Origin of the sequence: Streptococcus infantis, from assembly GCF_047463635.1 — a bacterium.
GTDB lineage: Bacteria > Bacillota > Bacilli > Lactobacillales > Streptococcaceae > Streptococcus > Streptococcus infantis_W.
The window spans coordinates 307,090-333,552 of sequence record NZ_JASHDL010000001.1; the positions used below are offsets into that span (position 1 = coordinate 307,090).

Consider the following 26,463-nt stretch of genomic DNA (forward strand, 5'->3'; position numbering starts at 1 on the left):
CACCTAATTTCTATTTAAATAGTGGACTAACTGGTTTTCTTTCATGAATACGAACCATAGCATCACCAATCAATTCGCTAGCAGTGATATATTGTACGTTTTTAGGTTTTCTACTTTCTGTCAATACAGAATCTGTAACCAAGATTTCCTTGATATTTGTTGCATCTAATAACTCTGCTGCACCGTTAACGAATAGTCCATGACTGGATACAGCGTAGATTTCAGTTGCACCGTCACGTTCTAAGATTTTAGCAGCTTCAGAGAAGGTGCGGCCAGTGTTCAGAATGTCATCGATCAAGATTGCCTTTTTACCTTCGACATCTCCGATGATGTAACCTTGACTGCGTTCAGAATCATCTTGTGCATAATCAATGATGGCAATTGGAGCATCAAGATATTCAGCAAGACTACGAGCACGTTTTACACCAGAGTTTTTAGGACTAACAACAACCACATCGGAGCCAGTCAACCCTTTGTCACAGTAGTGTTTTGCAAAAAGTGGGATAGTATAGAGGTTATCTACAGGAATATCAAAGAATCCTTGAACCTGAACGGCATGGAGGTCAAGAGTCAATACACGACTAACTCCAGCTTTGACCAGCATATTTGCAACCAGTTTTGCAGTAAGTGGTTCGCGTGAAGAAGCGATACGGTCTTGGCGAGCGTAGCCGAAGTATGGAAGTACAACGTTAATGGTATTTGCACTAGCGCGAACACAAGCATCAACCATAATCAAGAGTTCCATCAAGTGGTTATTTACTGGATAACTAGTTGATTGGATAATATAAACATCGTATCCACGAACACTTTCCTCAATATTAACCTGGATTTCACCATCTGAAAATTGACGTGAAGATACTTTTCCAAGTGGAACACCTGCAGCATCTGCGATTCTTTGAGCAATTTCCTGGTTGGAAGATAGTGCGAAAAGTTTCATGTTTTTTGTATCTGACATCGATAAACCGTCCTCTTTAAACTAAGTGAATCGCTGTAGTGAAACACTTTTAGTGATAAATACTCTCTACAACAGATTCTATTATTTTTCATCCCTTTTATTTTATCAAAAAAAGAAGATTATTTCAGTATTTTTTCATATTTTCTATAAAACGAACCAATTTTGAAGGAGCTTTTTTGTAATGGATTTCATTGGCTTGTAAAAATTCTTGGAAATCAAGACTACCTTGGTTGCCATCTTCCACTTCTAATTCAAGCTCAAAGTCAACAATATCAAAGTATTCACTTTGATCAAGTGCCATGAGTCCGATCGGAGTTTGCTTTTCGTATCGAACAGTAGTTAGGCAACCTAAAACTACCCAGCCACTGGTTGAAAGTCCACGGCTAGTCAATTCGTCAAGAATCATTCCTTGTGGAAGTTTACATTCTTTAAGACAATGGTTTGCTTCCTCAAGGCTGAGATCTTGATTGTACTCCATATTTCCAACTTTTTGTGGGATTTTTATGGTCAATTCAGCGCTATTTTCAAAAGTACGAATGCGCATAGCGATTTTATGTTTACGAAGGTAAAAATCGGGCGTGTCTAGGTAGTAATTTTTTTGTGTAATAGGTGTGACTCCTGAAAAGTGCTCCTGCAATCTTTGATATTCATCCTTGTTTAGAAGTGTTTTCATTTCAATTTCTAAATGTTTCATTTTTTTTACTTTTTCCTTATCTTTGAAAGCGATTGTATGGTATAATAAGCATTGTATTTATTGTATAAGATTTTTCCTAGAAAATCAAAAACTAGATAAATCGAAGTGTATAGAGAATTGGATGAAAAAGATATATGATTACAGAATGGGAAGAATTTTTAGATCCTTACATTCAGGCTGTCGGAGAGCTGAAGATAAAACTCCGAGGTATTCGAAAACAATACCGCAAACAAAATAAACATTCTCCAATTGAGTTTGTAACTGGTCGAGTCAAACCAATCGAAAGTATAAAAGAAAAAATGGCTCGTCGAGGTATTGGATACGATACGCTGGAACAGGACTTGCAAGATATTGCAGGTTTACGCGTCATGGTTCAATTTGTAGATGACGTGAGCGAGGTTGTTGCCATCCTTCGTAAGAGGCAAGACATGAGAGTGGTACAAGAACGTGACTACATCACTCATCGAAAGGCTTCAGGCTATCGTTCTTACCATTTGATTATTGAGTATACTGTTGACACAATCAAGGGGGCAAGAACGATTCTGGTGGAGATTCAGATTCGTACCTTGGCTATGAATTTCTGGGCTACCATTGAGCATTCTCTTAATTATAAATATCAAGGCGATTTTCCAGAAGAAATTAAGGAACGTTTGGAAATTACAGCAAGGATATCCCACCAATTGGATGAAGAGATGAGTAAAATTCGTGATGATATCCAGGAAGCACAAGCTCTCTTTGATCCATTGCATAGAAAGTTAAATGACGGGGTAGGTAATAGTGACGATACCGATGAAGAATACAGGTAAACGAATTGATCTAATCGCTAATCGCAAACCTCAAAGTCAAAGAGTCTTATATGAATTAAGAGATCGACTAAAAAAAAATAACTTTATATTAAATGATAAACATCCCGATATCGTGATTTCCATAGGTGGGGATGGGATGCTTTTGTCTGCTTTTCACAAGTATGAAGACCAGCTGGATAAGGTTCGCTTTGTGGGAGTTCATACGGGGCACTTGGGCTTTTATACGGACTATCGTGATTTCGAACTGGATCAACTGGTTACTAATTTGCTATTAGACAGTGGAGCTCGAGTATCATACCCGCTTTTAAATGTAAAGATTTTTCTGGAAAATGGTGAAGTGAAAATTTTCCGTGCCTTGAACGAAGCAAGCATTCGGAGAACTGATAGAACCATGGTAGCGGACGTTGTTATCAATCATGTACCGTTTGAACGCTTTCGGGGGGATGGTTTGACCGTCTCGACACCAACTGGAAGTACAGCTTATAATAAATCTCTTGGGGGTGCTGTATTACATCACACTATCGAAGCTCTACAATTGACGGAGATTGCAAGTTTGAACAATCGTGTCTATAGGACTCTCGGTTCGTCAATCATTGTACCTAAGAAGGATAAGATTGAGCTGATACCGACACGCAATGACTATCATACAATTTCAGTTGACAATAGTGTTTATTCCTTCCGTAATATCGAGCGAATAGAGTACCAGATAGACCACCACAAAATCCACTTTGTCGCGACTCCAAGTCATACCAGTTTTTGGAATCGTGTCAAGGATGCCTTTATTGGTGAGGTGGATGAATGAGGTTTGAATTTATTGCTGACGAACATGTCAAGGTAAAGACCTTTTTAAAAAAACACGAAGTCTCGAAAGGTTTACTTGCTAAGATCAAGTTTCGAGGTGGAGATATTCGCGTAAACGGTCATCCACAAAATGCAACCTATCTCTTAGATATTGGGGATGTGGTTGTCATCGATATTCCTCCTGAGGAAGGTTTCGAGACACTGGAAGCAATAGATTATCCACTTGATATTCTGTTTGAGGATGATCATTTCTTGATTTTAAACAAACCCTTTGGTGTAGCCTCGATTCCTAGTGTCAATCATTCCAATACCATCGCTAACTTTATCAAGGGCTACTATGTGAATCAGAACTACGAAAATCAACAGGTCCACATTGTAACCAGACTAGATCGAGATACTTCGGGTCTTATGCTTTTTGCGAAACATGGTTATGCTCATGCTAGACTAGACAAACAATTGCAGAAGAAAGCCATTGAAAAGCGATACTTTGCTCTGGTTAAAGGAGATGGTTTTCTGGAACCTCAAGGTGAGATTATTGCACCGATTGCCCGTGACGAAGATTCAATCATTACTAGACGAGTTGCAAAAGGTGGTAAGTATGCCCATACTTCCTATCGTATAGTGGAGTCTTATGGCAATATTCATCTAGTTGATATTCGACTACATACAGGAAGGACCCACCAGATTCGTGTCCATTTCTCCCATATCGGTTTCCCTTTACTTGGTGATGACCTATATGGTGGTAGTCTTGAACATGGCATAGAGCGTCAAGCTCTGCATTGCCATTACTTATCGTTTTATCATCCTTTTCTTGAAGAGCAGTTGGAGATGGAAAGTCCACTGCCGGATGATTTCAACACCCTTATTACTCGGTTATCAAATAATAATTTATCTTAAAAGGAGTAAAAACTCATGGAAGTTTTTGAAAGTTTAAAAGCCAACCTAGTTGGTAAAAATGCACGTATTGTCTTGCCTGAAGGTGAAGAACCACGTATTCTTCAAGCAACAAAACGCATCGTAAAAGAAACAGATGTTATCCCTGTCCTGCTAGGAAACCCTGACAAAATTAAAATCTATCTTGAAATCGAAGGAATCATGGATGGTTATGAAGTAATCGATCCTGCACATTATCCTCAATTTGAAGACATGGTAGCATCACTTGTAGAACGTCGTAAAGGAAAAATGACTGAAGAAGAAGCTCGTGAAATCTTGGTTAAAGACGTGAACTATTTTGGTGTTATGTTGGTATACATGGGCTTGGTAGATGGAATGGTTTCAGGAGCTATTCACTCTACTGCGGCGACTGTTCGCCCAGCCCTTCAAATCATTAAAACACGTCCAAATGTTAGTCGTACTTCAGGTGCCTTCCTTATGGTTCGTGGCACTGAGCGTTACCTATTTGGTGACTGTGCCATCAATATCAATCCTGATGCTGAAGCTTTGGCAGAAATTGCGATTAACTCTGCTATCACAGCTAAGATGTTCGGTATCGAACCAAAAATTGCAATGCTAAGCTATTCAACTAAAGGTTCTGGTTTTGGTGAAAGCGTAGATAAAGTTGTTGAAGCAACTAAGATTGCTCATGATCTTCGTCCTGACCTTGAAATTGATGGGGAATTGCAATTTGATGCTGCCTTCGTTCCAGAAACAGCTGCTCTTAAGGCACCAGGAAGCAAGGTTGCTGGACAAGCAAACGTCTTTATCTTCCCAGGTATCGAGGCAGGGAATATTGGCTACAAGATGGCAGAACGTCTCGGTGGCTTTGCAGCAGTTGGTCCAGTATTGCAAGGTTTGAACAAACCAGTTAATGACCTTTCTCGTGGATGTAACTCAGATGACGTCTTCAAACTTACTCTAATCACAGCAGCACAAGCTGTACACCAATAAAATACAAGATAGCTCCTTTTCTGTTAAAGGAGCTTTTCAATAGGAAGAATTCAAACTGGTTATTAAAAGGTGATAGGAATATCGGCTTTTGTTAATACTCGGTGAAGTTTATAGATCAAACCTATAGATACCCAAAGAATTGGTTGGAAACATAGTCAATACTGCCAGTTCTATAGAAATTAGCTTCTGCAATCTTTTGAATGACTATTTATTTTTTTACTCACTTAATGTTCAGAAAGGAGTATTTTAATTTGAAATATAAGTATTTACTTTTCGACCTCGACCACACTTTGCTTGATTTTGATGCTGCTGAGGATGTGGCTTTAGACTTTCTACTCGCTGAAGAAGGAGTTGAGGATATCCAAACTTACAAAGATTATTATGTGCCCATGAACAAAGCCCTTTGGAAGGATTTGGAGCAAAAGAAAATCAGTAAACAAGAGCTCGTTAACACGCGCTTTTCTCGTTTATTTGCTCATTTTGGACAGGAAAAAGACGGTAGTTTTCTAGCCCAGCGTTACCAATTTTACCTCGCTCAACTGGGACAAACTTTTTCAGGCGCTCATGAACTTTTGGACAGTCTCATTGAGCGTGATTATGAGCTGTATGCTGCGACAAATGGGATAACTGCTATTCAAACGAGTCGTTTGGCTCAATCAGGTCTGGCTCCCTATTTCAATCAAGTATTTATCTCTGAACAGTTGCAAACACAAAAGCCTGATGCTCTCTTTTATGAAAAAATTGGTCAGCAGATTGCTGGATTTAGCAAAGCAAAGGCGCTGATGATTGGAGATTCTCTAACCGCCGATATCCAAGGTGGCAATAATTCTGAGATTGACACTATCTGGTACAATCCTCATCACCTCGAAAATCACACACAAGACCGGCCGACTTACGAAGTCCATTCTTACCAAGATTTGCTGGATTGCTTAGATAAACTGTAAAAAGTGGTTTAGATAGCCACTTTTTGCTATAATAGAGGCAGTAAAAACGAAGGAGTCGGCTATGGAACACTCGTCTTGGCATGCTTTGATTAAGGAGCAATTACCTGAGGGTTATTTTGCGAAAATCAATCAGTTTATGGAGCAGGTCTATGCTCAGGGAACTGTTTATCCACCTAAGGAAAAGGTTTTTCAGGCTCTCTTGACTACACCGCTTGAAGAAGTTAAGGTGGTGATTCTGGGGCAGGATCCTTATCACGGACCAGGTCAGGCGCAGGGCTTGAGTTTTTCTGTTCCTGACTCTATCCCAGCTCCGCCATCCTTGCAAAATATCTTGAAAGAATTGTCAGATGATATCGGAGTTAAGAAATCCCATGATTTGACGGCTTGGGCTGAGCAAGGAGTCTTACTTCTCAATACATGTCTGACTGTTCCTGCCGGTCATGCCAATGGTCATGCTGGGCAGATATGGGAGCCATTTACAGATGCAGTGATTAAGGTTGTCAATAATTTAGATAGACCAGTGATTTTTGTACTCTGGGGTGCTTATGCACGCAAGAAGAAGGTCTTGGTTACCAATCCTCACCACTTGATTATCGAATCAGCCCATCCCAGTCCTTTGTCGGTTTATAGAGGATTTTGGGGTTCCAAGCCTTTTTCCAAGGCTAATGCATTCTTAACAGAAACAGGACAAGAGCCAATCGATTGGCTTAGATAAGGAGAGAATATGCCTCAGTTAGCGACAATTTGCTACATTGATAATGGAAAAGAATTGCTCATGCTTCATCGCAATAAAAAGCCTAATGATGTCCATGCAGGGAAATGGATTGGTGTTGGTGGAAAGATTGAACGTGGGGAAACACCACAAGAATGTGCTGCTCGTGAGATTTTAGAAGAAACTGGTCTAAAAGCAAAACCAGTATTAAAAGGAGTGATCACCTTTCCTGAGTTCACACCGGACTTGGACTGGTACACCTACGTCTTTAAGGTGACAGAGTTTGAGGGGGACTTGATTGACTGCAATGAGGGAACGCTGGAATGGGTTCCCTATGATGAAGTTCTGAGCAAGCCAACTTGGGAAGGTGACCACACCTTTGTTGAGTGGCTTTTAGAGGATAAGCCCTTCTTTTCAGCCAAGTTTGTTTATGATGGGGATAAACTATTGGATACCCAAGTCGATTTCTATGAATAAAGGAGAAAGTAGATGCTACTAATCAAAAATGGTCGTGTAATGGATCCCAAGTCTAGTTTGGATCAAGTGTGTGATGTCTTGGTTCAAGATGGGAAAATTGTCAAAATTGCGCCTGAAATCAAAGAAGAAGGAGCAGATGTGCTTGATGCTACTGGTCTAGTCGTTGCTCCTGGCTTGGTAGATATCCATGTTCATTTCCGTGAACCTGGTCAGACCCACAAGGAAGATATCCATACTGGTGCCCTAGCAGCCGCTGCAGGTGGTTTTACAACGGTTGTCATGATGGCTAATACTAGTCCAACTATTTCAGATGTGGAGACTTTACAAGAAGTTCTTCAGTCAGCTGCCAAGGAAAAAATCAATGTCAAGACGGTTGCCACTATCACCAAAAACTTTAATGGCCAAGACTTGACTGACTTTAAGGCGCTTTTGGAAGCAGGTGCCGTTGGTTTTTCTGATGACGGTATTCCGCTTGAAAGCAGTAAAGTTGTCAAGGAAGCCATGGAAGAAGCCAAAAAGCTCAATACCTTTATCAGTCTTCATGAGGAAGATCCAGGTTTGAATGGGATTCTTGGCTTTAATGAAAATATCGCTAAAAAACATTTCCATATATGCGGTGCGACTGGGGTGGCTGAGTATGCTATGATGGCGCGTGATGTTATGATTGCCTATGCGACCAAGGCTCATGTTCATATCCAGCATTTATCTAAGGAAGAAAGTGTCAAAGTTGTGGAGTTTGCTCAAAATATGGGAGCAAACGTAACTGCAGAAGTAGCTCCACAGCATTTTTCTAAGACTGAAGCTCTGCTTTTGACTAAAGGAAGTAACGCTAAGATGAATCCACCTCTTCGTTTGGAATCAGACCGTCGCGCCGTCATTGAAGGTTTAAAATCTGGAGTCATTTCTGTCATTGCTACTGACCACGCGCCTCACCATGCAGACGAAAAGAATGTTGAGGATATTACCAAAGCTCCATCAGGTATGACAGGTTTGGAAACTTCCTTGTCACTTGGTTTGACCTATCTGGTGGAAGCTGGCGAGTTGAGTTTAATGCAATTGCTAGAAAAAATGACCTACAATCCAGCCAAACTTTATAATTTTGAAGCAGGTTATCTAACTGAAAATGGGCCAGCTGATATTACGATTTTCGATGATAAAGCTGACCGAATCGTAGACACGCATTTTGCTTCTAAAGCAGCTAATTCACCATTCATTGGTGAACAATTAAAAGGGCAGGTCAAATATACTATCTGTAAGGGACAAATCGTTTATCAAGCAGATTAGGAGCTTGAGGATGAATTATTTTCGTAAACTTAGAAATCGAAAACGAAATGCTTGCCATGGAGTATTTTGTCCAGCAGCTAACCGTGCTAAAATTCAGTATGAAACCAAGGAAAAAGCTGATCACGCCGTAGACTATGATAATGGTGGCTTGGTTAGAAGCTATTATTGCGCCTCATGTAATTGTTGGCACACGACATCAAAAGCTAGTAATCCACCCTTGAGCTTGAGAAAATACGGCTTAAAGCTTTTTGGCTTGGATGAAAAGGAGTAGAAAGAGTAGGTATGCATACAACAGAAACAATTAAAGACAAAATCATCTTATTTTTAAAAATTTTCTTTCCTATTTTAATTTATCAATTCGCTAATTTTTCCGCATCTTTTGTCGATACCACGATGACAGGGCAATATAATACTCTTGATCTAGCGGGTGTTTCCATTGCGACTAGTTTGTGGAATCCTTTCTTTACCTTCCTGACAGGGATTGTCTCAGCCTTGGTTCCTATTATTGGCCACCATTTGGGACAAGGAAAAAAGAAAGAAGTTTCTTCGGATTTTTATCAATTTCTTTATTTGGCTTTAGCCTTATCTATCGTACTTTTTGGCTTGGTTTTCTTTTTAGCACCAATTGTGTTACAATTCATGGGGCTGGAAGTGGCTGTATCCAGTGTTGCCATACGTTATCTATGGCTCCTAGCCATCGGTATTATTCCACTTTTGCTTTTTAGTGTTATTCGTTCGTTACTTGATACGCTAGGACTGACAAAGTTGTCTATGTATCTTATGCTTCTTTTACTTCCTTTAAATAGTGGATTTAACTATTTACTAATATATGGAGCTTTTGGTTTTCCTGAGTTAGGAGGTGCAGGAGCAGGTCTGGGGACTTCCCTTGCGTACTGGGCTTTGTTACTGATTTCAGTTTTGGTCTTGTTAAAGCATAAAAAGCTTAAGGAATATCAACTCCAAAAACCTATGCCCCTACAAATCAAAAAAATCAAGGAAGCTATTTATCTTGGTCTACCAATTGGGGGGACGGTATTTGCTGAGGTTGCCATTTTTTCAGTTGTTGGTTTGATTATGGCAAAATTCTCATCACTTATTATTGCCAGTCATCAGTCAGCTATGAACTTTTCTAATCTGATGTATGCCTTTCCCATGAGTATTTCAACTGCCATGGCCATTGTGATTTCTTATGAGGTAGGAGCTAAACGGTTGGAAGATGCTAAGCAGTATATCCATATTGGTCGTTTAACAGCTTTGGTGTTTGCATTTTTAACACTTAGTTTTCTCTACATCTATCGTGAAAATGTAGCTAGACTATATGGTCAAGATTCAGAATTTATTCAACTGACAGCATCTTTTATGACCTATAGCTTGTTCTTCCAGTTAGCTGATACCTTTGCGGCACCTTTACAAGGTATTTTAAGAGGTTACAAGGATACGATTGTTCCTTTTTGTCTTGGTCTTCTCGGATACTGGGGTGTTGGGATTCCGCTTGGGTTATATCTTGATTATTCGACTAGTTTAGGTGCGTACTCCTATTGGATTGCTCTTATCATTAGTTTAATGGTAAGTGGAATTCTTTATCAGTGGCGTTTACAAGTTATTATGAAAAGATTCAAATAATTTGTTGAAAAATGATGAAAAAACAACTTGTGAAATTTGTATTTTACACAAAGAAAAGTCTCGATTTTATTGACTTTTCTTTTTTTATATTGTGAAAAATTACAGGCATATTTTTTGACACTAATTAACCTATAAAGTAAAATAGAACTATAAGAATTTAAACTTAGAAAGGCAAGATTATGTCAACTTTAGATAAAAATCTTTTGCTTGAGATGTTCCGTAAGATGGAAGAAATTCGTCGTATGGACTTAAAAATTGCTCAATTAGTAAAAAAAGGTAAAGTGCCAGGTATGACGCACTTTTCTGTTGGGGAGGAAGCTGCAAACGTTGGGGCTATGTTAGCTCTAAACGAAGATGACCTCATAACATCGAACCACCGTGGTCACGGACAAGCCATTGCTAAAGGAATCGACCTTAATGGTATGATGGCTGAAATCCTTGGTAAGTATACTGGAACTTGTAAAGGTAAAGGTGGATCAATGCACATCGCAGACCTTGATGCAGGTAACCTTGGTGCCAACGGTATCGTAGGTGGTGGTATGGGAATCGCAGTAGGTGCAGCCCTTACTCAACAAATGAAAAACACTGGTAAAATCGTTGTCTGCTTCTTTGGTGATGGAGCGACTAACGAAGGTGTATTCCACGAAGCTGTTAATATGGCTTCAATTTGGAATCTTCCAGTAATTTTCTACTGTATCAATAACGGTTATGGAATTTCTGCCGACATTAAGAAAATGACAAATGTCAAGCATATCCATGAGCGTAGTGCTGCTTACGGTATTCCAGGAATGTTTATCGAAGACGGTAACAATGTTATCGATGTCTACGAAGGATTTAAGAAAGCAGTTGACCATGTTCGTTCTGGTAAAGGCCCTGTCTTGATCGAAAGTGTAACCTATCGTTGGCTTGGTCACTCATCATCAGACCCTGGTAAATATCGTACACGTGAAGAAGTCGATGAGTGGAAGGAAAAAGATCCAATCGAAAATCTTCGCAAGTACCTTTTTGAGAATAAAATTGCTAGTGCAGAAGAACTCGAAGAAATTCAAGCGCAAGTTAAGGAAGCAGTGGAAGCATCTGTTAAGTTTGCAGAAGAAAGTCCGTTCCCTCCACTTGAATCAGCATTTGAAGATATTTACGCAGACTAAGGAGAAGTAGAGAAATATGGAAACAAAATTAATGTCTTTCCGCGATACCATTATCCTTGCAATGTCTGAGGAAATGCGTCGCGACGAAAATGTGCTCTTGATGGGTGAAGATGTCGGTGTCTTTGGTGGAGACTTTGGTACATCTGTAGGTATGCTTGAGGAATTTGGACCAGAACGTGTACGTGACTGTCCTATTTCCGAAGCAGCGATTTCTGGAGCAGCTGCTGGTGCTGCTATGACTGGACTTCGCCCAATCGTTGACATGACTTTCATGGACTTTTCTGTTATTGCCATGGATAATATCGTCAACCAAGCAGCTAAAACTCGTTACATGTTTGGTGGTAAAGGTCAAGTGCCTATGACAATCCGCTGTGCCGCTGGTAATGGAGTAGGTTCTGCAGCTCAGCACTCACAATCATTGGAATCTTGGTTTACTCATATCCCAGGATTGAAGGTTGTAGCTCCAGGTACACCAGCCGATATGAAGGGACTTCTTAAGTCTTCTATCCGTGATAACAACCCAGTCATCATCCTTGAATACAAATCAGAATTTAACCAAAAAGGTGAAGTTCCAGTTGATCCGGACTATACAATTCCGCTTGGTGTTGGTGAAATTAAACGCGAAGGAACTGATGTAACAGTTGTAACATACGGTAAAATGCTTCGTCGTGTCATGCAAGCAGCTGAAGAATTGACTGAAGAAGGCATCTCAGTAGAAGTAGTAGACCCACGTACCTTGGTTCCACTTGATAAAGACATCATCATTAACTCAGTTAAGAAAACTGGAAAAGTGGTTCTTGTCAATGACGCTCATAAGACAAGTGGATTTATCGGAGAAATCTCAGCTATCATTTCTGAATCAGAAGCATTTGATTACTTGGATGCACCTATTCGCCGTTGTGCTGGTGAAGATGTACCAATGCCTTATGCACAAAATCTTGAAAATGCAATGATTCCGACAGTTGAAAGCATCAAAGATGCAATCCGTAAAACTTATAACAAACAATAACACATAATATAAATTATGTAAAAAATTAATTAGACGAGAAGCTTTGTATCTTTTAGGTGCAGAGTTCTCTGCGTTCTTGATATCTTAGATTAGAGCACGGGCTAAAAGCTCGGAAAAAAGATAAATCTCCTTGACTTCATCGAAGTCTGCGTAGATTTCCTATTTTTCAGTCGCTTTTAAACGCCCTTAGTATCTTATAATTGAATTCGGACGGAGGTCTGCGAAAAAAAGATAGATTTCCTTGTGTTCATGGAACACATCGTCAATCTCCTATTTTTTCATTGCCCTCTTCGTCCTTAATATCTTGTAATAGAATAGGAGAGGTCATGGCTGATGATAAGCTAAGAGCGACTCCTGCGGCTAGAAAATTAGCGGATGATTTAGGGATAAATCTCTACGACATTTCTGGCTCAGGCGCAAACGGTCGTGTCCACAAAGAAGACGTGGAAACATTTAAAGACACTAATGTGGTTCGCATTTCACCACTCGCAAAACGAATTGCACTAGAGCATAATATTGCTTGGCAGGAAATCCAAGGAACTGGTCACCGTGGTAAGATTATGAAGAAGGATGTTTTAGCCTTTCTTCCTGAAAATATCGAAAACGATACGATTAAATCACCTGCTCAAATTGAGAAAGTGGAAGAAGTTCCAGATAACGTAACACCTTATGGAGAAATCGAACGTATTCCGATGACTCCTATGCGTAAGGTTATTGCACAACGTATGGTTGAGTCATACTTGACTGCTCCAACCTTTACGCTTAATTATGATGTAGATATGTCTGAAATGCTTGCGCTTCGTAAGAAAGTTCTTGATCCAATTATGGAAGCAACTGGTAAGAAAATCACTGTTACAGATTTGCTTTCACTTGCGGTTGTCAAAACTCTTATGAAACATCCATATATCAACGCTTCGTTGACTGAAGATGGTAAGACAATCATCACTCACAATTATGTCAACCTTGCGATGGCAGTTGGTATGGATAATGGATTGATGACACCAGTTGTCTATAATGCAGAAAAAATGAGCTTGTCTGAGTTGGTAGTTGCATTTAAGGACGTTATTGGACGTACCTTGGAAGGAAAACTAGCTCCTAGCGAATTGCAAAATTCAACCTTCACCATCAGTAACTTGGGGATGTTTGGTGTTCAATCATTTGGTCCTATCATCAATCAACCAAACTCAGCAATTCTCGGGGTTAGCTCAACAGTTGAGAAACCAGTTGTAGTTAATGGTGAAATCGTGATTCGTCCAATTATGAGTCTTGGATTGACAATTGACCACCGTGTCGTAGATGGTATGGCTGGTGCTAAGTTTATGAAAGACTTGAAAGCTTTAATTGAAAACCCAATCTCAATGTTGGTTTAAAATATTTGTTTTAGAAATATAGATAGAGGAAGTAAGATATGGCCTTAGAAGTAATTATGCCAAAAGCCGGCGTGGATATGACAGAAGGACAAATCGTCCAATGGAATAAAAAAGTCGGAGAATTTGTAAAAGAAGGAGAAATCCTTTTGGAAATCATGACTGACAAAGTCAGCATGGAATTGGAAGCAGAAGAAGACGGTTACTTGATCGCTATCCTGAAAGGGGACGGCGAAACTGTTCCTGTTACTGAAGTTATCGGATATCTTGGTGAGGAAGGGGAAAACATCCCATCAGCTGGAGCATCTGCACCAGAAGCTAGCCCAGCACCTACAGCAAGTGCTTCGAACGATGATGGTAAGAGCGATGATGCTTATGATATCGTTGTTATTGGTGGTGGACCTGCTGGTTATGTTTCTGCCATTAAAGCAGCTCAATTAGGTGGTAAGGTTGCTCTTGTTGAGAAATCTGAACTTGGTGGAACTTGCTTAAACCGTGGATGTATCCCAACTAAAACTTACCTTCACAACGCCGAAATTATCGAGAATATCGGTCATGCAGCAAATCGTGGTATCGTGATTGAAAATCCTAACTTCACTGTTGATATGGAAAAACTTTTAGAAACAAAATCTAAAGTTGTCAATACCCTTGTAGGTGGTGTTGCAGGACTTCTTCGTAGCTATGGAGTTGATGTTCATAAGGGTATCGGTACTATTACTAAAGATAAGAATGTCTTGGTAAATGGTTCTGAATTGCTTGAAACTAAGAAAATCATCCTTGCTGGTGGTTCAAAAGTAAGCAAAATCAACGTTCCTGGTATGGAATCATCACTTGTTATGACTAGTGACGATATCCTTGAAATGAATGAAGTACCAGAAAGCCTTGTGATCATTGGTGGTGGAGTTGTCGGTATCGAGCTTGGCCAAGCCTTCATGACTTTTGGTTCAAAAGTTACTGTTATCGAAATGATGGATCGCATTGTCCCAGCAATGGATGCGGAAGTATCTAAGAACCTTCGCTTGATTCTTGAACGCAAAGGTATGACTATCTTGACAGGTACTAAACTTCAAGAAATCATTGAAGAAGATGGCAAACTTCGTATCAAAGTTGAAGGAAAAGATGATATCATCGCAAATAAAGCCCTTCTTTCAATCGGTCGTGTTCCAGATCTTGAAGGAATCGGTGAAGTTGAGTTTGAGTTAGACCGTGGTCGTATCAAAGTTAACGAGTACATGGAAACTTCTGTTCCTGGTATTTATGCACCAGGTGATATCAACGGTACTAAAATGTTGGCACATGCTGCCTTCCGTATGGGTGAAGTTGCTGCTGAAAATGCCCTTAAAGGAAACCACGCTGTTGCTAAATTGAACTTGACTCCTGCAGCTATTTACACACTTCCAGAAGTAGCAGCAGTTGGTTTGACAGAAGAACAAGCTCGTGAGAAATATGATGTCCAAATCGGTAAATTCAATTTTGCCGCAAACGGACGTGCCATTGCTTCAGATGCAGCTCAAGGTTTCGTTAAGGTTATTGCCGATAAGAAATATGGTGAAATCCTTGGTGTTCACATCATTGGTCCTGCAGCAGCTGAATTGATCAACGAAGCGTCAAGCATCATCGAAATGGAAATCACTGTTGAAGAAATGCTTAAGACAATCCACGGACACCCAACATACTCAGAAGTTATGTACGAAGCGTTTGCGGATGTTCTTGGAATGGCTATCCATTCACCTAAGAAAAAATAAATAAGTTTTTCAACTAAATTTTCTTAAAGTAGTACGGACGGCAGCGACCTCTATTAGAGTGCCATGTCTAAAAATTGAGCCTCTTGTCTCAATTTTTCCGAGAAATGTAACGTGTTATCGTTACATTTCTTTTTACCACTTTAGAAAATTGGATTGTTATGAACAGAATTTAAAAACTAGATTTTTGGAAATACTATGAAATACATTATCAATCATTCAAATGACACTGCCTTTAATATTGCTTTAGAGGAATATGCTTTTAAACATCTTTTGGACGAGGATCAAATCTTCCTTCTTTGGATCAACAAACCATCTATCATTGTAGGACGTCACCAAAATACGATTGAAGAAATTAACCGTGACTATGTTCGTGAACACGGAATTGAAGTAGTGCGCCGTATCAGTGGTGGTGGGGCTGTTTACCATGATTTGAATAACCTTAACTACACCATTATTTCAAAAGAAGATGAAAACAAGGCCTTTGACTTCAAGAGCTTCTCTACTCCAGTTATCAATACCTTAGCTGAACTCGGTGTTAAAGCTGAGTTCACTGGCCGTAACGACCTTGAGATTGATGGCAAGAAATTCTGTGGAAATGCACAAGCCTATATCAATGGTCGTATCATGCACCATGGTTGTCTTCTCTTTGACGTGGATTTGTCAGTCCTTGCTAATGCCCTCAAAGTATCTAAGGACAAATTTGAGTCTAAAGGTGTTAAATCAGTTCGCGCACGTGTAACCAATATCGTAGATGAATTGCCAGAAAAAATCACCGTAGAAGAATTCCGTGATCTACTTTTGGAATACATGAAGAAAGAATATCCTGAAATGACAGAATATGTATTTTCAGATGAAGAATTGGCTGAAATCAATCGTATCAAAGAAACTAAGTTTGGAACTTGGGACTGGAACTATGGGAAATCACCTAAATACAATGTCCGTCGTGGAACTAAATTCCCAAGTGGTAAGGTTGAAATCTTTGCTAACGTCATTGAATCAAAAATTCAAGACATTAAGATTTACGGTGACTTCTTTGGTATCGAAGATGTTGCAGCAGTAGAAGATGTCCTTCGTGGTGTTAAATACGAACGTGAAGATGTTCTTAAAGCCCTTCAAACCATTAACTTAGGCCGTTACTTCGCAGGGATTACTGCTGAAGAAATTGCTGAAGCAGTTGTTGAATAAAGAAAAAAGAAGTTGGACTTTACCAACTTCTTTTGGCTCATTGTCAACTGTAGTGGGTTGATATAATAGTATTAGACCTTGATTTTTCAAGGTCTTTTTTGAATTTGGTCAATTTTTGGTCAACCTTTTTTAGAAAAAATTATTGACTTAATAACTCTCTAACACGTTTGTTTTCTGATTCTTCTTTTTCTCTGATTAAGTGACCATATGTTTGAGTTATTTGTGTAATATCTTTGTGTCCCATGTTTGAAGCTATAACCCAAATATCAATCCCATAGCCTAACATAATACTTGCGTACGTGTGTCTAATACCAGTTGCTGATAAATCCATTGGATTGAGTTTTAACTTTTTGAGATGCTCTCTTAAACGCTTATTCACTTCGTGATTTGAAGGAACAACAGTGTACAAATCGAAAAAGATATGATTTTCTTTATTTTTAATATTTGTTTGTTCAATATCTCTACTTTGAATCTCTTTTAATTGATTCAAAACATTCAATGTTTCTATATCTACTGGTATAGTTCTGATTGATGTTTCTGTTTTTGGTGGTCGCCATTCTTGTTTTCGAGGGTCATACCGCCTGTATGTTTTGACTTCTTGAGTTTCATTCAAAACACAATCCCATGTCAAGCCTAGCACCTCACCGAAACGCAAGCCAGTTTTTAGTTGAATAAAAAGAAGATAGTCAATAATATTAAATTTCTGTTCAATATTATGTTTTACCTCTTTCAATAACTTATGATAATCTTCCGAACTTGTAATAGCTTTGTCTTTTTTAATCTTTCGGCTTGCTTGTCCTGTAATAACCACACCATCTGTAAAATCAATGATTGATAACTTATCTTTTTTCGCAAATTGAATGACTTTTCTAACTTCCGCATTTAAGCGCCGAACTGTATCTTTTCCAACTCTTTTTGCGTATTCGTTGATAAATTCTTGATACTCACTAAAATTGATGTTAGTAGCCGATTTATCTTTGAAATAATCTAAAATAAGTTTACCTCTATGCTTGTGATGTGCAATTGTCCCCTGACTTTTATTTAAAGGAACTATTTGCAGATTATACCATTTCTGCCATAATTGATAGAGAGATATATTTGAATCAATTACGTTACCGTTTAACAACTCTAATTCAATTTTACTTGCTTCCAATATTGCTTCTTTTTTCGTTTGAAATCCTGAAGCTGAAGCAACTACCTTTTTATTCTTATCAAATATTCTATAATCCCAAGTTTTCTTTTTACCTCTTTGTCTGTATGAAATTGCCATACGATTATCCTTTCTTTTTAAAAAGATAACCAAGACATTCGTCTTGGCTATTATATCATGTTTCTTTCAATAACTCTGAGAAATGCTGTTCAAAAAATGCCCTTGTCTTAGAGGCAAGAAAGATATATTTACCACCCTGATTTTGAGGATATTTTACAAAACCATCTTTGTTTTTATCAATATCGATTTTTGAGCGAATATCAGCTCGATAGAGAACATTTTCCAAAAGCCAAGGTCGAGAGACTGAAACCATCTCTAAAACCTCAGATAAGCCCATATATTGCCCCTGAGAAGCCTTGTTTTTTAAGTCAAGATATTCATCTTTCTCTACTATAATATGAGTACTAGGAAGATTTACTTCTAAATTGTCTATTTTGATTAAAATTTTATCTGTCATATAAATTTTTCTCTTTCTATGATAAAATAAGGTATAGAAATAGTATTTACTGTTTCCATTAACTTTAGTTGTCGCTGTTTTTCTTGGTTTGGTCACTAGGAGAGTCAGCGATAACTTTTTTTATATCTGATAAGATATCATCAGTAGCAGTGTCTATTCCTTTGCTAATGAGTTCTTCTGCAATTTCTTCAATAGATTGTTTTTGTTCCATTAGCTCAAGATATTGTCTCATTTCAAACGTTAATTCTTTGTATTGATTATCATCAATTTTGACATGATAAACAATGTAATGAATACGACGATTTAGTTGAGTGATGGGGTCGTACTTCTGTTTGTCGGGTGCAACCAACATTTTATAAATTTGGTATGGTGTGAAGATGCTAGAGATATGGACTGTATCCCACAAAGCATATACATTGCTGTAACGTGCATGAACTTGATTTGGATATACATCTAGCAACTTTAAAAATGTTTGATAATCAATATCCCCTTTAAATTCATCCATAAATAAAATTGATTCTCCGGTATAATTATCAAGCCCCCCTGTACCATAATCTGATAAAACATAAACATTTTCAATACCAAATTCTTCTTTTAAACGAACTTGCATATAACTTTTACCTGTTCCTGAACCTCCAAAATGCCAGTATACAGTAATGTTCTTGACCAGAGGAGCGTTAGCGACTTGCATTTGATAATAATGCTCTTTAATCATTTTTGAAAACTTACGATAAGATAAATTTTGACGCATAATCTCTTCAGGGGATAGACCTGCTTCAAGTAATTCTTGAATTACTTCTAAATCTTTTCTTTTTCCTTGTTGATTCGCTTCAATAATACCATGATTCATCATCGAAACAACAGTTGTATGAGCTTTTTCTTCATGCTTCCCTGTCTTATTGAGATATGCTACGACTTGTTCACGAGTTCCACGAGTCAGCTCAACATGAATAGTCGGATAGAGCTTTTTGATAGCTGAAAAACGTGTCTGATTTTTTGCTTCTAAAATAAGATGAGAATGATGATTGCCATTATCTCCTATCTCATAATTAGCAGCTGCTGAACGAGTTTCTTCTTTACCGTCCACCCAAAGATAAATTAGATGTTCAACCATTTCTACAGGACTATATTTTTTATCCGCTTCAAGATTGTTTCGAAATTCTTCTACTTGTTTTCGAGTTTCATCTGAATATTTTTCATCATTAAAACTTGTATCATTAACATCAAAGAGCTTATCAATATTGTTGAGAGTACAACAAAATGAATTCGCTTTAAATTGAGAGTTGAGTTCTTTTGACATAATATAAATTTCCTCCGTTTTTGTCTTTGTCTTGATAGTAAAAAACTCTTTTTGACTTGTCGATTTGTGTCTTTGTCTTTGATGTTGAGTAAAGGTAATACTAGCTTTACTCAACAACCTAGACATATAACGAACCGCGTATATGTGCTGGTGTACCTGCTTACCTTCGGTAGCAGTACACCGCACTATTAACCATCATTATTTTTAATAGGATAGACTTCACCAATATTACATTTAGCAACAGATGAAAAATTTTTTCCTTCAGGGTCTCTAATAATATCGTTGAATTGATAATCTTTATCTAAATAATTTAATTCCTTTTTTATTTTTGGAAATAATTTTTCAATAATATCAGCACTTTCATTATTTGAGGGCAATCTTCCATTTAATACTGCATAATCTTTATAATAAGTGACAGTCAATGCTTTTAATGAACGATTGGCTTTCTTTACAATGACTTGTTTTGTATTCAAATAACGTGAAGATTCTTCCATTGACGGCTCTACATTGATGTGAGTACAATAACGACGAATTTTCCTAGTAGCTAGATAGGATTTTATGCCATTGATGAAAGAATCAGAATCAGCACTTCGAGATATAAAATCTATACCAATTGTTATTAATAAGACAGAAAATGCACTTACTGTAATTAAACGCAAAATCCAAATAGACATTACAAAATAATAGAACGTTTCTAAATGAATTTGAATAATTAAAAACGTTGCTAAACGTTCTATAATAAAGAATATTAATAAAATAAAAACTGTAAAATTAATTACATTATACTTATTGAAATAATTTCTCATGTACTTTTTTCCTTTCTAATCGTATATGTTGGGGTTAGCAAGGGCATGATGTGAGTTTTGTGTTCATTGTCTGTAAACTTGACAATGCCTGTACCAATCCCTGTTGGAACTACAATATTTTCAACGTTAGCGTTGGGGAGTAAAAATTGGCAAGTATTCGCATTTATCTCACCTAGAATAAAGACACAGTTGATTTGTTCACGGACTGCCGTATTCCCTGCAAAAGCAGTCGCATCAAAACGTTGACTGCATAAAATGAGTGAAATTGAGGTCTGACGACCTAGCAGAGCAATCGTCCCAAGCAATTGCCCAAATGCTTCACGGGACTGCTTTGAACTTCCCTGAACGAGTGCTAATAGCTCATCTATTACAATATAAACTCTTTCAAAACGCTTGTTAGGCTCTTTCAGTAATATCTCTCCACGCTGGTATATCTTTTCAATAACCCGACCCAATAATTCATTGACTTCAGTAATAAAACTGTTTAAGTTTGAACCGTGCATTGGAGCTAATACTTCCAAGCCTAATTCTTTGCTTAGTAAATAAATATCGGATAGCTTGGGATCAACGCAAATAATTTGATTTGTGAAAGATTTTAGACAAGTAATCAAATAACGTAAAAAGTGTGTCTTACCCGATCCAGATGCACCGCTGACTGCTAAATGTGTAACCGTTTTCATAGAGATATTACAAATGTTGTTCGCCATAATTGGAAGAGAATTTTCTGATACGTTCTCTTTAATAAAAGATGGAAGATTATCAATCTTTAAACGTGTTGGAATACCATCCAGCCATGGAAAGAAGAAAGCCCGAGCTAAATTGGGATTAGTAGTATCATAAGGAACAAAGAAAGCATTATTTTGAGGTAATAGTGTCTTGTATGGATATAGTATTCCAGAGCATATTGCAAATATATTAAAGTAAAGTCGTGAATCAAGTGAGTACGAGACCGGGAGATTTACAATGTAAAAGAATCCCGTGTCATTGCTTGCGACTTTAATATTAAACGAACCTAAATATGATGATTCATTATTAATATCTAGAGCATTATTCAAATTTCTTAGAATGAATTGTTCTAATTCGAATTTGTTTTTACCAAATTCAGTAGTGCCAGAAACAACTGCTTCTGACACTTTCTGAGTTTGGCTTTTATTCATTAAAAAAGCCATTTTTTACTTTCCTTTCTTAATACCTTTTGCACGAAAATAAATCTTACGATTCATTTCAATTGCTTCTAAATGTTCAAACTCGATAGAATCACCAATTTTATAAGCAGATAAATCAATATCACAATCTGCAGGAAGTTTAATTTTGAAAGGATTATGAGTTTCAGTTGCGACCCAAACTTGTTTTCCTGTTACTTCGTTGGTTGGTTTGTTATCCTCAAATTTGACTTGAGTTTCAGCTTTAAGACCAACCAGAATGATTTGTTCGTTACCAAGAGCAGCTTCTGCGTTTGCTACTGAGTAAGATGAAAAATTTTTGTAGAATACCATAATTGGACTCCTTTGTAAAAAAAGTATTTTAAAGTTTTGCTACTAAAGCATTAACTTTATGAGTCTATTCTAACAATAATTTTTTCCAAAAGCTACAAAAATGTGTATTTTAAATTTGACAAATAGGTTAAAACGATATACAATTGATATATACAAAATACAAAAAATTATTTGGAGGACCAAAAAAATGTCTACTTTAAAACTAAAGAGATTATCTGAATTTATTGATGACATGATACAAAAGTATCAAATTGAGGAAATAAAAAATATTAAAAAAAGTTTACGTATAAAATTTGTTAGAGAATTGGAAGCAATGGGAGAGTGGGATAAGGCTAAATATAAAACTTTTGAAAGAAGTAGAACTAAAGTATTCACTTATGAGATTCTTGATAGATTAGAGGAGCGTTGTCAAGCTTACTTAGTTAAGAAGAGCGGATTTGATTTTGATAAGTTCAAAGATTATAAAAGCAACATAGATAGCGAAAACTATTTTGAAGAACTAACAGAAGATGAACTAAAGGATATGCATGAAAGAGCTGTTTTTAGGTCATGGGCTGGGTCTATCTCAAAAGAAGAGATTCGAGATGTTATGCTAACAGCTTTATTTGAAAAATTTTTTACTCCTATTGATGTTGAACAATGGCAAAAAGATAGTGATATTTTAACAATTGTTGATGTTAATAATGATAGAAAATCTAGTTTCGAATATTACAAGGCGAAGGAGCGTTATTCGTCTCACAATAAATCTGCATATTATAAAGAAAGAAAATAAATGAATAAAAAAATAACCGCTAGGATTCTTTCTTAGCGGTTTGGTTTTTCTTTTACGGTTTTTATAAGTAATTGGAAGGCTTCTAACAGCTGTTCTTGACTCGTTTGTGGAAGTTGAGTTAATTGGTCAGCTAATAACTCTAGATGTGGGTTCTTTGGGGTTATACGGCTTTCAAATAGCTCTGATGGTGTAATGTTAAGAGCTGTGATAATCTTTTCTAGTGTATCAATCTTTATATTTGACCCTTTTGTTTCAAGGTTGGAAATATAATCTATGCCCACACCAGCCTTTTCACTGAGATTTTGCTGACTTAAATTTTTTTCTTTCCGTATGATTCGTATTCGTTGTCCGACATACTTTTGTAAATGAATTGATTTCATAAGCTACCTCGTTTCAATACCATGATACAAGGAAGATAACTGTAAAATAACCCATATACAAACAAAGTTTTGTTAAAATATTGCCTACAAACTAAAAATGTGTTAAAATAGTGTTATAAAATATGTAAAAACGCATGATATACTACATATATCATGGTTTGACTTAACAGTCAAACCAACACTATTAGCCCTTACGAGGAGAAAATGATGAAGAAACTGCAAACCCTCACAACTTCAACAGCTATTGCGCTTGCATCAGTTGGTGGAACTGCATTTGCTCAAGAAGCTCAAGCGACTTCAGTACCTACTGACACTGCTGTCAATGAACCTGCTCTTGTTACTAAGTCACAAGTGAAACCACTTGAAAAGAGTGAAGTTCCTGCGCCTTCTACAGTAAAACCTGCTCTTGAAGCACAAAAAGCTGTAGTAAAAGATGCTGAAGCTAAGATTGACACAGCTGAAGCTGATGTAAAAGCAAAAGAAGCTACTGTTGCTTCAACTGAAAAAGAAGTAGCTACTGCTACTAAAGCTGTCAAAGATGCTGAAGCAATTGCTTCTCAAGTAACACCTGAAAAAGTTGCTCAAGTCAAAGATACTCAAGCTAAGAACCTTGAAGCTCAAACTGCTAACCAAGAAGCAACTGAAGCTACAAATGCTCAAATCAAGGCTGAAACAAACGTTCTTGCTGAAAAGCAATCAGACGTGGCAACAGCTAAAGAGAATCTTGACCAAGCTGAAAAAGACGTCCAAACAGCTGAACAAACAGTCGCAAATGCAGAATCTGCACTTGACGGAACTGGACTTACAAATGCTGAGAAAGACTTAAAAGAAGCTCAAAAAGGTGTCAAAGAAGCAGAAACTACAGTCTCTGACGCACAAACTGCATTCAAAAATGCAACAAAAGCAGATGCAGACCGCGATCAAGCTATCAAATCAGCTGAAACAGATGTCAATACTAAAAATGATGCTGTCAAATTGGCAAAAGAAAAATTGGCAACTGCTAATCAACATGCTGAATCAGTAGATGCTAAATTGCAAACAGCTCAAGATGAGTTGACAAAAGCTCAAGATGCACTCAAAAATGTTGATGTTGTAAATATCCAAAATCCAACTTTCCACATCTCTGATAGTCTCCGTGATAAAATTGGTGCAAAATCAAATGATATCACATACAAAGACGCTTACGAATTGTGGCGAGCAAATGATAACGAAACAACTCGACGTGTTATGCGCGGTATGGCTGTTCAAATGTCAAGTGCTTCAACTATCAAAATCAGCGAAGCTGATAAAAATCGTCCAGTTGATTTGAATAACTTGACTGATGACCAATTAATTGAAATTAGTGATTTCTATGCTGAAATGCTTACTCAATTGAACCATAATTTTGATTATAATGCAAACAAAAAAGCTTATGTTTCACGTGAAACACTTGACCGTTCAAAACAAGATGCTAAACGTTATGAAGAACGTGCTCTTGACCCAGATGTAGCTGGTCATATCCGTAGCGGACTTGAAAATCTTACATCATTTGGTGACGGACACGATTTCAAAACTATGTATGATTTGAAATATGGTGTTAAACGTACATTCCAATTGACGTCTTATGAAGATGAAGTTGAAAATTGGGGACATTTGCGTAACAACTTGTCTAACCAAGCCGTTAGTTCGGTAGCTTTGACAGTTGCAAATATTAACGGTAAATACTGGATGCTAACAACATTTGGTGGTACCCAAGAAACATCCGTTTCTAAACGTGTTGACATCGCAACTCTTGAAAAAGGTGTCGCAACAGCTGAATCAAACCTTGAACAAGCTAAAACTGCATCAGAAAATGCTAAGAATGCTTTGACAACAGCTTCAACAGATTACGCAAGCGCACTTAGCTTGAAAACTGAAGCTGAAAAAGTCCTTGCTGATGCAATGGCTACGCCACTTCAAGCCCAAGTTGCTGAAAACAACCTACGTTTAGCAAACATTGCTCTTGAAAATGCTAAGAAACGTGAAACTCAAGCAAGTGAAGCAGTCGCTAACTTCTCAGCAAGTCTAGCTGACAAGAAATCTGCTCTTGAAAAAGCTCAAGATGCACTTAAAGAAGCTAAAACTGTTCAAACAATTGCGTCACAAGCTCTTGAAAATGCTTCAGCTAAACTTGAAGACCAAGAAACTAAACTAGACAACTTGAACAAACAAGTTACAAAACTTCTTGCTGAAAAAGATGCACTCGTAAAAGAAGCCAAAGAATTGGCTGAAACCTTGCAAGCATATTTGGACGCACCAGTTGCTCTAGCAAATGCTCAAGACACTCAAGCTAAAGCTGAAGCTAAACTTGAAACAGCAAAAGCTGAACTCACTACGGCACAGTCTACTCTTGAAGACTTGTTGTCTGCGTATCGTACAGAATATGCTAAGTTGGTTGACTTGCAAACAGATTACGATGAACTCGTTGACCTTGCAGAGAAAGCTCAAGAAAATGTTGTTGCAACACTTCCTGACGGTACAGTAATCGCTATCCCTAAAGGTGCTCCAACTGCTGAAGTGCTTCCTGAATTGAATCTTAAAGAACTTGCTAAAGAAGATGCTAAAGATAGCATTGTGAAAACACTTCCTGACGGAACAATTGTCGCTGTCCCTAAAGATGCACCAGTTGCTGAAACACTCCCTGAACTAAATCTTGAAGAACTAGCTAAAGAAGATGCCAAAGGTAGCGTTGTAAAAACACTTCCTGACGGAACAATCGTTGCTGTTCCTAAAGATGCACCAGTTGCTGAAGAACTTCCTACTGTCAATGTTGACGAATTGAAGAAAGCTCTTGATGCAGGTAAAGAAGTTACATTGGATGCACAAGGGAATGTTGTTGTGAAAGAAAAACGTGAAACATACTCAGCGCCTGCTGTTAAATTAGTAGAAAACGAAAAAGTGACTTACTCAAGAGTAGAACGTGCAAAATCATTACCAAACACTGGCGAAAACTCAAGTGTTGCAATGTTGGTACTCGGTGCAATTCTTGGAACATTTGGACTTGTAACAGTACGTAGAAAAAATTAGAATAATACAAAAATCTTCTTATTATAAATAGGAAGATTTTTTGGATTCACAAAACTAGTTGAAAAGACTTCGCTATTTAAACTAGTTTTGTGAATGAGTATATAAGGATATTCAGAAACTTGGTTGGTCAACCTTTGGTCAACTTTCAAATTTTGAATATACCTTAGATGGTGACGATGTCTTGGTATATCTGATACTCACTTACATATTCTAACTTATTTTAACTAAGATAAAACTGTAGTGGGTTGAATAAAAACTAACATCTGGAGAGGACAATTGATGTCCTCTTCATTTTTATATTCAGAGCGATGAAAATTCGTTTCTTAAAGTTGTCAAAGTTCCGAAATCCAAAGGCATTTC

The 26,463-nt window shown here is 37.6% G+C and carries 26 protein-coding genes; 17 read left to right on the forward strand and 9 right to left on the reverse strand.

The features are described 5' to 3' along the window. Positions 1-10 precede the first annotated feature (10 nt). Both QM867_RS01495 and QM867_RS01500 read right to left on the reverse strand, forming a co-directional pair. The gene (locus tag QM867_RS01495; RefSeq protein ID WP_049526337.1) at positions 11-955 is read right to left on the reverse strand and encodes a ribose-phosphate diphosphokinase; all 945 of its coding nucleotides are present in this window, start codon (positions 953-955) and stop codon (positions 11-13) included. Between the two features lie 124 nt (positions 956-1,079). Further along, entirely contained in the window at positions 1,080-1,649 is a 570-nt protein-coding gene (locus QM867_RS01500) for a CYTH domain-containing protein (protein WP_414314986.1), read from the reverse strand. Between the two features lie 134 nt (positions 1,650-1,783). Here QM867_RS01500 and QM867_RS01505 point away from each other — a divergent pair, with 134 nt between their 5' ends. The 15 genes from QM867_RS01505 to QM867_RS01575 all read left to right on the forward strand — a co-directional run bounded on the left by QM867_RS01505 (position 1,784) and on the right by QM867_RS01575 (position 16,637). Beyond that, positions 1,784-2,455 carry a GTP pyrophosphokinase family protein gene (locus tag QM867_RS01505; RefSeq protein ID WP_075230515.1) on the forward strand — a complete coding sequence of 224 codons (672 nt, stop codon included), beginning with the start codon at positions 1,784-1,786 and terminating at the stop codon, positions 2,453-2,455. Beyond that, positions 2,439-3,257, forward strand: coding sequence for an NAD kinase (locus QM867_RS01510; protein WP_414314987.1), 819 nt, complete (start codon positions 2,439-2,441; stop codon positions 3,255-3,257). The genes QM867_RS01505 and QM867_RS01510 overlap by 17 nt, the downstream gene beginning before the upstream one ends. After that, positions 3,254-4,153, forward strand: coding sequence for an RluA family pseudouridine synthase (locus tag QM867_RS01515; RefSeq protein ID WP_414314988.1), 900 nt, complete (start codon positions 3,254-3,256; stop codon positions 4,151-4,153). The genes QM867_RS01510 and QM867_RS01515 overlap by 4 nt, the downstream gene beginning before the upstream one ends. A 15-nt stretch (positions 4,154-4,168) precedes the next feature. Then, entirely contained in the window at positions 4,169-5,143 is a 975-nt protein-coding gene (pta, locus tag QM867_RS01520) for a phosphate acetyltransferase (RefSeq protein WP_075230517.1), read from the forward strand. 251 nt (positions 5,144-5,394) lie between these two features. After that, positions 5,395-6,087, forward strand: coding sequence for a YjjG family noncanonical pyrimidine nucleotidase (locus tag QM867_RS01525; protein ID WP_371607745.1), 693 nt, complete (start codon positions 5,395-5,397; stop codon positions 6,085-6,087). Between the two features lie 61 nt (positions 6,088-6,148). Further along, the gene (locus tag QM867_RS01530) at positions 6,149-6,802 is read left to right on the forward strand and encodes a uracil-DNA glycosylase (protein ID WP_414314989.1); all 654 of its coding nucleotides are present in this window, start codon (positions 6,149-6,151) and stop codon (positions 6,800-6,802) included. Positions 6,803-6,811: 9 nt separating this feature from the next. Then, positions 6,812-7,276: an NUDIX hydrolase gene (locus tag QM867_RS01535; RefSeq protein ID WP_045606760.1), complete on the forward strand. Its 465-nt coding sequence runs from the start codon at positions 6,812-6,814 to the stop codon at positions 7,274-7,276. Between the two features lie 12 nt (positions 7,277-7,288). Beyond that, complete coding sequence (locus QM867_RS01540) at positions 7,289-8,560, forward strand: dihydroorotase (RefSeq protein ID WP_414314990.1); 1,272 nt, start codon at positions 7,289-7,291, stop codon at positions 8,558-8,560. A gap of 10 nt (positions 8,561-8,570) precedes the next feature. Beyond that, positions 8,571-8,831, forward strand: a complete 261-nt coding sequence (locus QM867_RS01545; protein ID WP_414314991.1) for a hypothetical protein — start codon at positions 8,571-8,573, stop codon at positions 8,829-8,831. Between the two features lie 11 nt (positions 8,832-8,842). After that, the gene (locus tag QM867_RS01550; protein ID WP_414314992.1) at positions 8,843-10,183 is read left to right on the forward strand and encodes an MATE family efflux transporter; all 1,341 of its coding nucleotides are present in this window, start codon (positions 8,843-8,845) and stop codon (positions 10,181-10,183) included. A 179-nt stretch (positions 10,184-10,362) separates the two neighbouring features. Further along, a complete protein-coding gene (locus QM867_RS01555) occupies positions 10,363-11,331 on the forward strand; it encodes a thiamine pyrophosphate-dependent dehydrogenase E1 component subunit alpha (RefSeq protein WP_414314993.1) in 969 nt (322 codons plus the stop codon). Between the two features lie 16 nt (positions 11,332-11,347). After that, positions 11,348-12,340: an alpha-ketoacid dehydrogenase subunit beta gene (locus QM867_RS01560; RefSeq protein ID WP_414314994.1), complete on the forward strand. Its 993-nt coding sequence runs from the start codon at positions 11,348-11,350 to the stop codon at positions 12,338-12,340. Positions 12,341-12,666: 326 nt separating this feature from the next. Continuing rightward, the gene (locus tag QM867_RS01565; RefSeq protein WP_414314995.1) at positions 12,667-13,710 is read left to right on the forward strand and encodes a dihydrolipoamide acetyltransferase; all 1,044 of its coding nucleotides are present in this window, start codon (positions 12,667-12,669) and stop codon (positions 13,708-13,710) included. Positions 13,711-13,748: 38 nt separating this feature from the next. Next, a complete protein-coding gene (gene lpdA, locus QM867_RS01570; protein ID WP_414314996.1) occupies positions 13,749-15,452 on the forward strand; it encodes a dihydrolipoyl dehydrogenase in 1,704 nt (567 codons plus the stop codon). Between the two features lie 195 nt (positions 15,453-15,647). Continuing rightward, positions 15,648-16,637 carry a lipoate--protein ligase gene (locus QM867_RS01575; RefSeq protein WP_248034240.1) on the forward strand — a complete coding sequence of 330 codons (990 nt, stop codon included), beginning with the start codon at positions 15,648-15,650 and terminating at the stop codon, positions 16,635-16,637. 139 nt (positions 16,638-16,776) lie between these two features. Here the strand turns inward: QM867_RS01575 and QM867_RS01580 are convergent, their stop codons facing one another. The 6 genes from QM867_RS01580 to QM867_RS01605 all read right to left on the reverse strand — a co-directional run bounded on the left by QM867_RS01580 (position 16,777) and on the right by QM867_RS01605 (position 21,906). Beyond that, on the reverse strand, positions 16,777-17,907 hold the full coding sequence (locus tag QM867_RS01580; protein ID WP_223140062.1) for a site-specific integrase: 1,131 nt from the start codon (positions 17,905-17,907) through the stop codon (positions 16,777-16,779). Between the two features lie 55 nt (positions 17,908-17,962). Next, positions 17,963-18,304, reverse strand: a complete 342-nt coding sequence (locus tag QM867_RS01585; protein ID WP_223140061.1) for a DUF771 domain-containing protein — start codon at positions 18,302-18,304, stop codon at positions 17,963-17,965. A 64-nt stretch (positions 18,305-18,368) separates the two neighbouring features. Next, complete coding sequence (locus QM867_RS01590) at positions 18,369-19,604, reverse strand: replication protein RepA (protein ID WP_223140060.1); 1,236 nt, start codon at positions 19,602-19,604, stop codon at positions 18,369-18,371. Between the two features lie 188 nt (positions 19,605-19,792). Further along, complete coding sequence (locus QM867_RS01595) at positions 19,793-20,410, reverse strand: hypothetical protein (protein WP_223140059.1); 618 nt, start codon at positions 20,408-20,410, stop codon at positions 19,793-19,795. Then, the gene (locus QM867_RS01600) at positions 20,407-21,579 is read right to left on the reverse strand and encodes a P-loop NTPase fold protein (RefSeq protein WP_223140058.1); all 1,173 of its coding nucleotides are present in this window, start codon (positions 21,577-21,579) and stop codon (positions 20,407-20,409) included. The genes QM867_RS01595 and QM867_RS01600 overlap by 4 nt, the downstream gene beginning before the upstream one ends. A 3-nt stretch (positions 21,580-21,582) precedes the next feature. Then, positions 21,583-21,906, reverse strand: a complete 324-nt coding sequence (locus tag QM867_RS01605) for a hypothetical protein (protein WP_223140057.1) — start codon at positions 21,904-21,906, stop codon at positions 21,583-21,585. Between the two features lie 187 nt (positions 21,907-22,093). Here QM867_RS01605 and QM867_RS01610 point away from each other — a divergent pair, with 187 nt between their 5' ends. Continuing rightward, complete coding sequence (locus QM867_RS01610) at positions 22,094-22,678, forward strand: hypothetical protein (protein ID WP_223140056.1); 585 nt, start codon at positions 22,094-22,096, stop codon at positions 22,676-22,678. Between the two features lie 32 nt (positions 22,679-22,710). Here the strand turns inward: QM867_RS01610 and QM867_RS01615 are convergent, their stop codons facing one another. Beyond that, the gene (locus tag QM867_RS01615; RefSeq protein ID WP_223140055.1) at positions 22,711-23,058 is read right to left on the reverse strand and encodes a helix-turn-helix domain-containing protein; all 348 of its coding nucleotides are present in this window, start codon (positions 23,056-23,058) and stop codon (positions 22,711-22,713) included. A 204-nt stretch (positions 23,059-23,262) separates the two neighbouring features. On the opposite strand from QM867_RS01615, the gene QM867_RS01620 reads away from it, so the two are divergent. Next, positions 23,263-26,103 carry an SEC10/PgrA surface exclusion domain-containing protein gene (locus tag QM867_RS01620; protein WP_414314997.1) on the forward strand — a complete coding sequence of 947 codons (2,841 nt, stop codon included), beginning with the start codon at positions 23,263-23,265 and terminating at the stop codon, positions 26,101-26,103. Positions 26,104-26,463 lie beyond the last annotated feature (360 nt).

What these genes read in the sequence shown, in the direction of transcription:
- QM867_RS01590 (WP_223140060.1), bottom strand. Translation starts at nt 19,604, where the DNA reads ATGTCAAAAGAACTCAACTCTCAATTTAAAGCGAATTCATTTTGTTGT.
- QM867_RS01555 (WP_414314993.1), top strand. Translation starts at nt 10,363, where the DNA reads ATGTCAACTTTAGATAAAAATCTTTTGCTTGAGATGTTCCGTAAGATG.
- QM867_RS01495 (WP_049526337.1), bottom strand. Translation starts at nt 955, where the DNA reads ATGTCAGATACAAAAAACATGAAACTTTTCGCACTATCTTCCAACCAG.
- QM867_RS01505 (WP_075230515.1), top strand. Translation starts at nt 1,784, where the DNA reads ATGATTACAGAATGGGAAGAATTTTTAGATCCTTACATTCAGGCTGTC.
- QM867_RS01600 (WP_223140058.1), bottom strand. Translation starts at nt 21,579, where the DNA reads ATGGCTTTTTTAATGAATAAAAGCCAAACTCAGAAAGTGTCAGAAGCA.
- lpdA (WP_414314996.1), top strand. Translation starts at nt 13,749, where the DNA reads ATGGCCTTAGAAGTAATTATGCCAAAAGCCGGCGTGGATATGACAGAA.
- QM867_RS01615 (WP_223140055.1), bottom strand. Translation starts at nt 23,058, where the DNA reads ATGAAATCAATTCATTTACAAAAGTATGTCGGACAACGAATACGAATC.
- QM867_RS01540 (WP_414314990.1), top strand. Translation starts at nt 7,289, where the DNA reads ATGCTACTAATCAAAAATGGTCGTGTAATGGATCCCAAGTCTAGTTTG.
- QM867_RS01575 (WP_248034240.1), top strand. Translation starts at nt 15,648, where the DNA reads ATGAAATACATTATCAATCATTCAAATGACACTGCCTTTAATATTGCT.
- pta (WP_075230517.1), top strand. Translation starts at nt 4,169, where the DNA reads ATGGAAGTTTTTGAAAGTTTAAAAGCCAACCTAGTTGGTAAAAATGCA.
- QM867_RS01510 (WP_414314987.1), top strand. Translation starts at nt 2,439, where the DNA reads ATGAAGAATACAGGTAAACGAATTGATCTAATCGCTAATCGCAAACCT.
- QM867_RS01535 (WP_045606760.1), top strand. Translation starts at nt 6,812, where the DNA reads ATGCCTCAGTTAGCGACAATTTGCTACATTGATAATGGAAAAGAATTG.
- QM867_RS01610 (WP_223140056.1), top strand. Translation starts at nt 22,094, where the DNA reads ATGTCTACTTTAAAACTAAAGAGATTATCTGAATTTATTGATGACATG.
- QM867_RS01560 (WP_414314994.1), top strand. Translation starts at nt 11,348, where the DNA reads ATGGAAACAAAATTAATGTCTTTCCGCGATACCATTATCCTTGCAATG.
- QM867_RS01620 (WP_414314997.1), top strand. Translation starts at nt 23,263, where the DNA reads ATGATGAAGAAACTGCAAACCCTCACAACTTCAACAGCTATTGCGCTT.
- QM867_RS01545 (WP_414314991.1), top strand. Translation starts at nt 8,571, where the DNA reads ATGAATTATTTTCGTAAACTTAGAAATCGAAAACGAAATGCTTGCCAT.
- QM867_RS01550 (WP_414314992.1), top strand. Translation starts at nt 8,843, where the DNA reads ATGCATACAACAGAAACAATTAAAGACAAAATCATCTTATTTTTAAAA.
- QM867_RS01565 (WP_414314995.1), top strand. Translation starts at nt 12,667, where the DNA reads ATGGCTGATGATAAGCTAAGAGCGACTCCTGCGGCTAGAAAATTAGCG.
- QM867_RS01595 (WP_223140059.1), bottom strand. Translation starts at nt 20,410, where the DNA reads ATGAGAAATTATTTCAATAAGTATAATGTAATTAATTTTACAGTTTTT.
- QM867_RS01530 (WP_414314989.1), top strand. Translation starts at nt 6,149, where the DNA reads ATGGAACACTCGTCTTGGCATGCTTTGATTAAGGAGCAATTACCTGAG.
- QM867_RS01605 (WP_223140057.1), bottom strand. Translation starts at nt 21,906, where the DNA reads ATGGTATTCTACAAAAATTTTTCATCTTACTCAGTAGCAAACGCAGAA.
- QM867_RS01580 (WP_223140062.1), bottom strand. Translation starts at nt 17,907, where the DNA reads ATGGCAATTTCATACAGACAAAGAGGTAAAAAGAAAACTTGGGATTAT.
- QM867_RS01500 (WP_414314986.1), bottom strand. Translation starts at nt 1,649, where the DNA reads ATGAAACATTTAGAAATTGAAATGAAAACACTTCTAAACAAGGATGAA.
- QM867_RS01515 (WP_414314988.1), top strand. Translation starts at nt 3,254, where the DNA reads ATGAGGTTTGAATTTATTGCTGACGAACATGTCAAGGTAAAGACCTTT.
- QM867_RS01585 (WP_223140061.1), bottom strand. Translation starts at nt 18,304, where the DNA reads ATGACAGATAAAATTTTAATCAAAATAGACAATTTAGAAGTAAATCTT.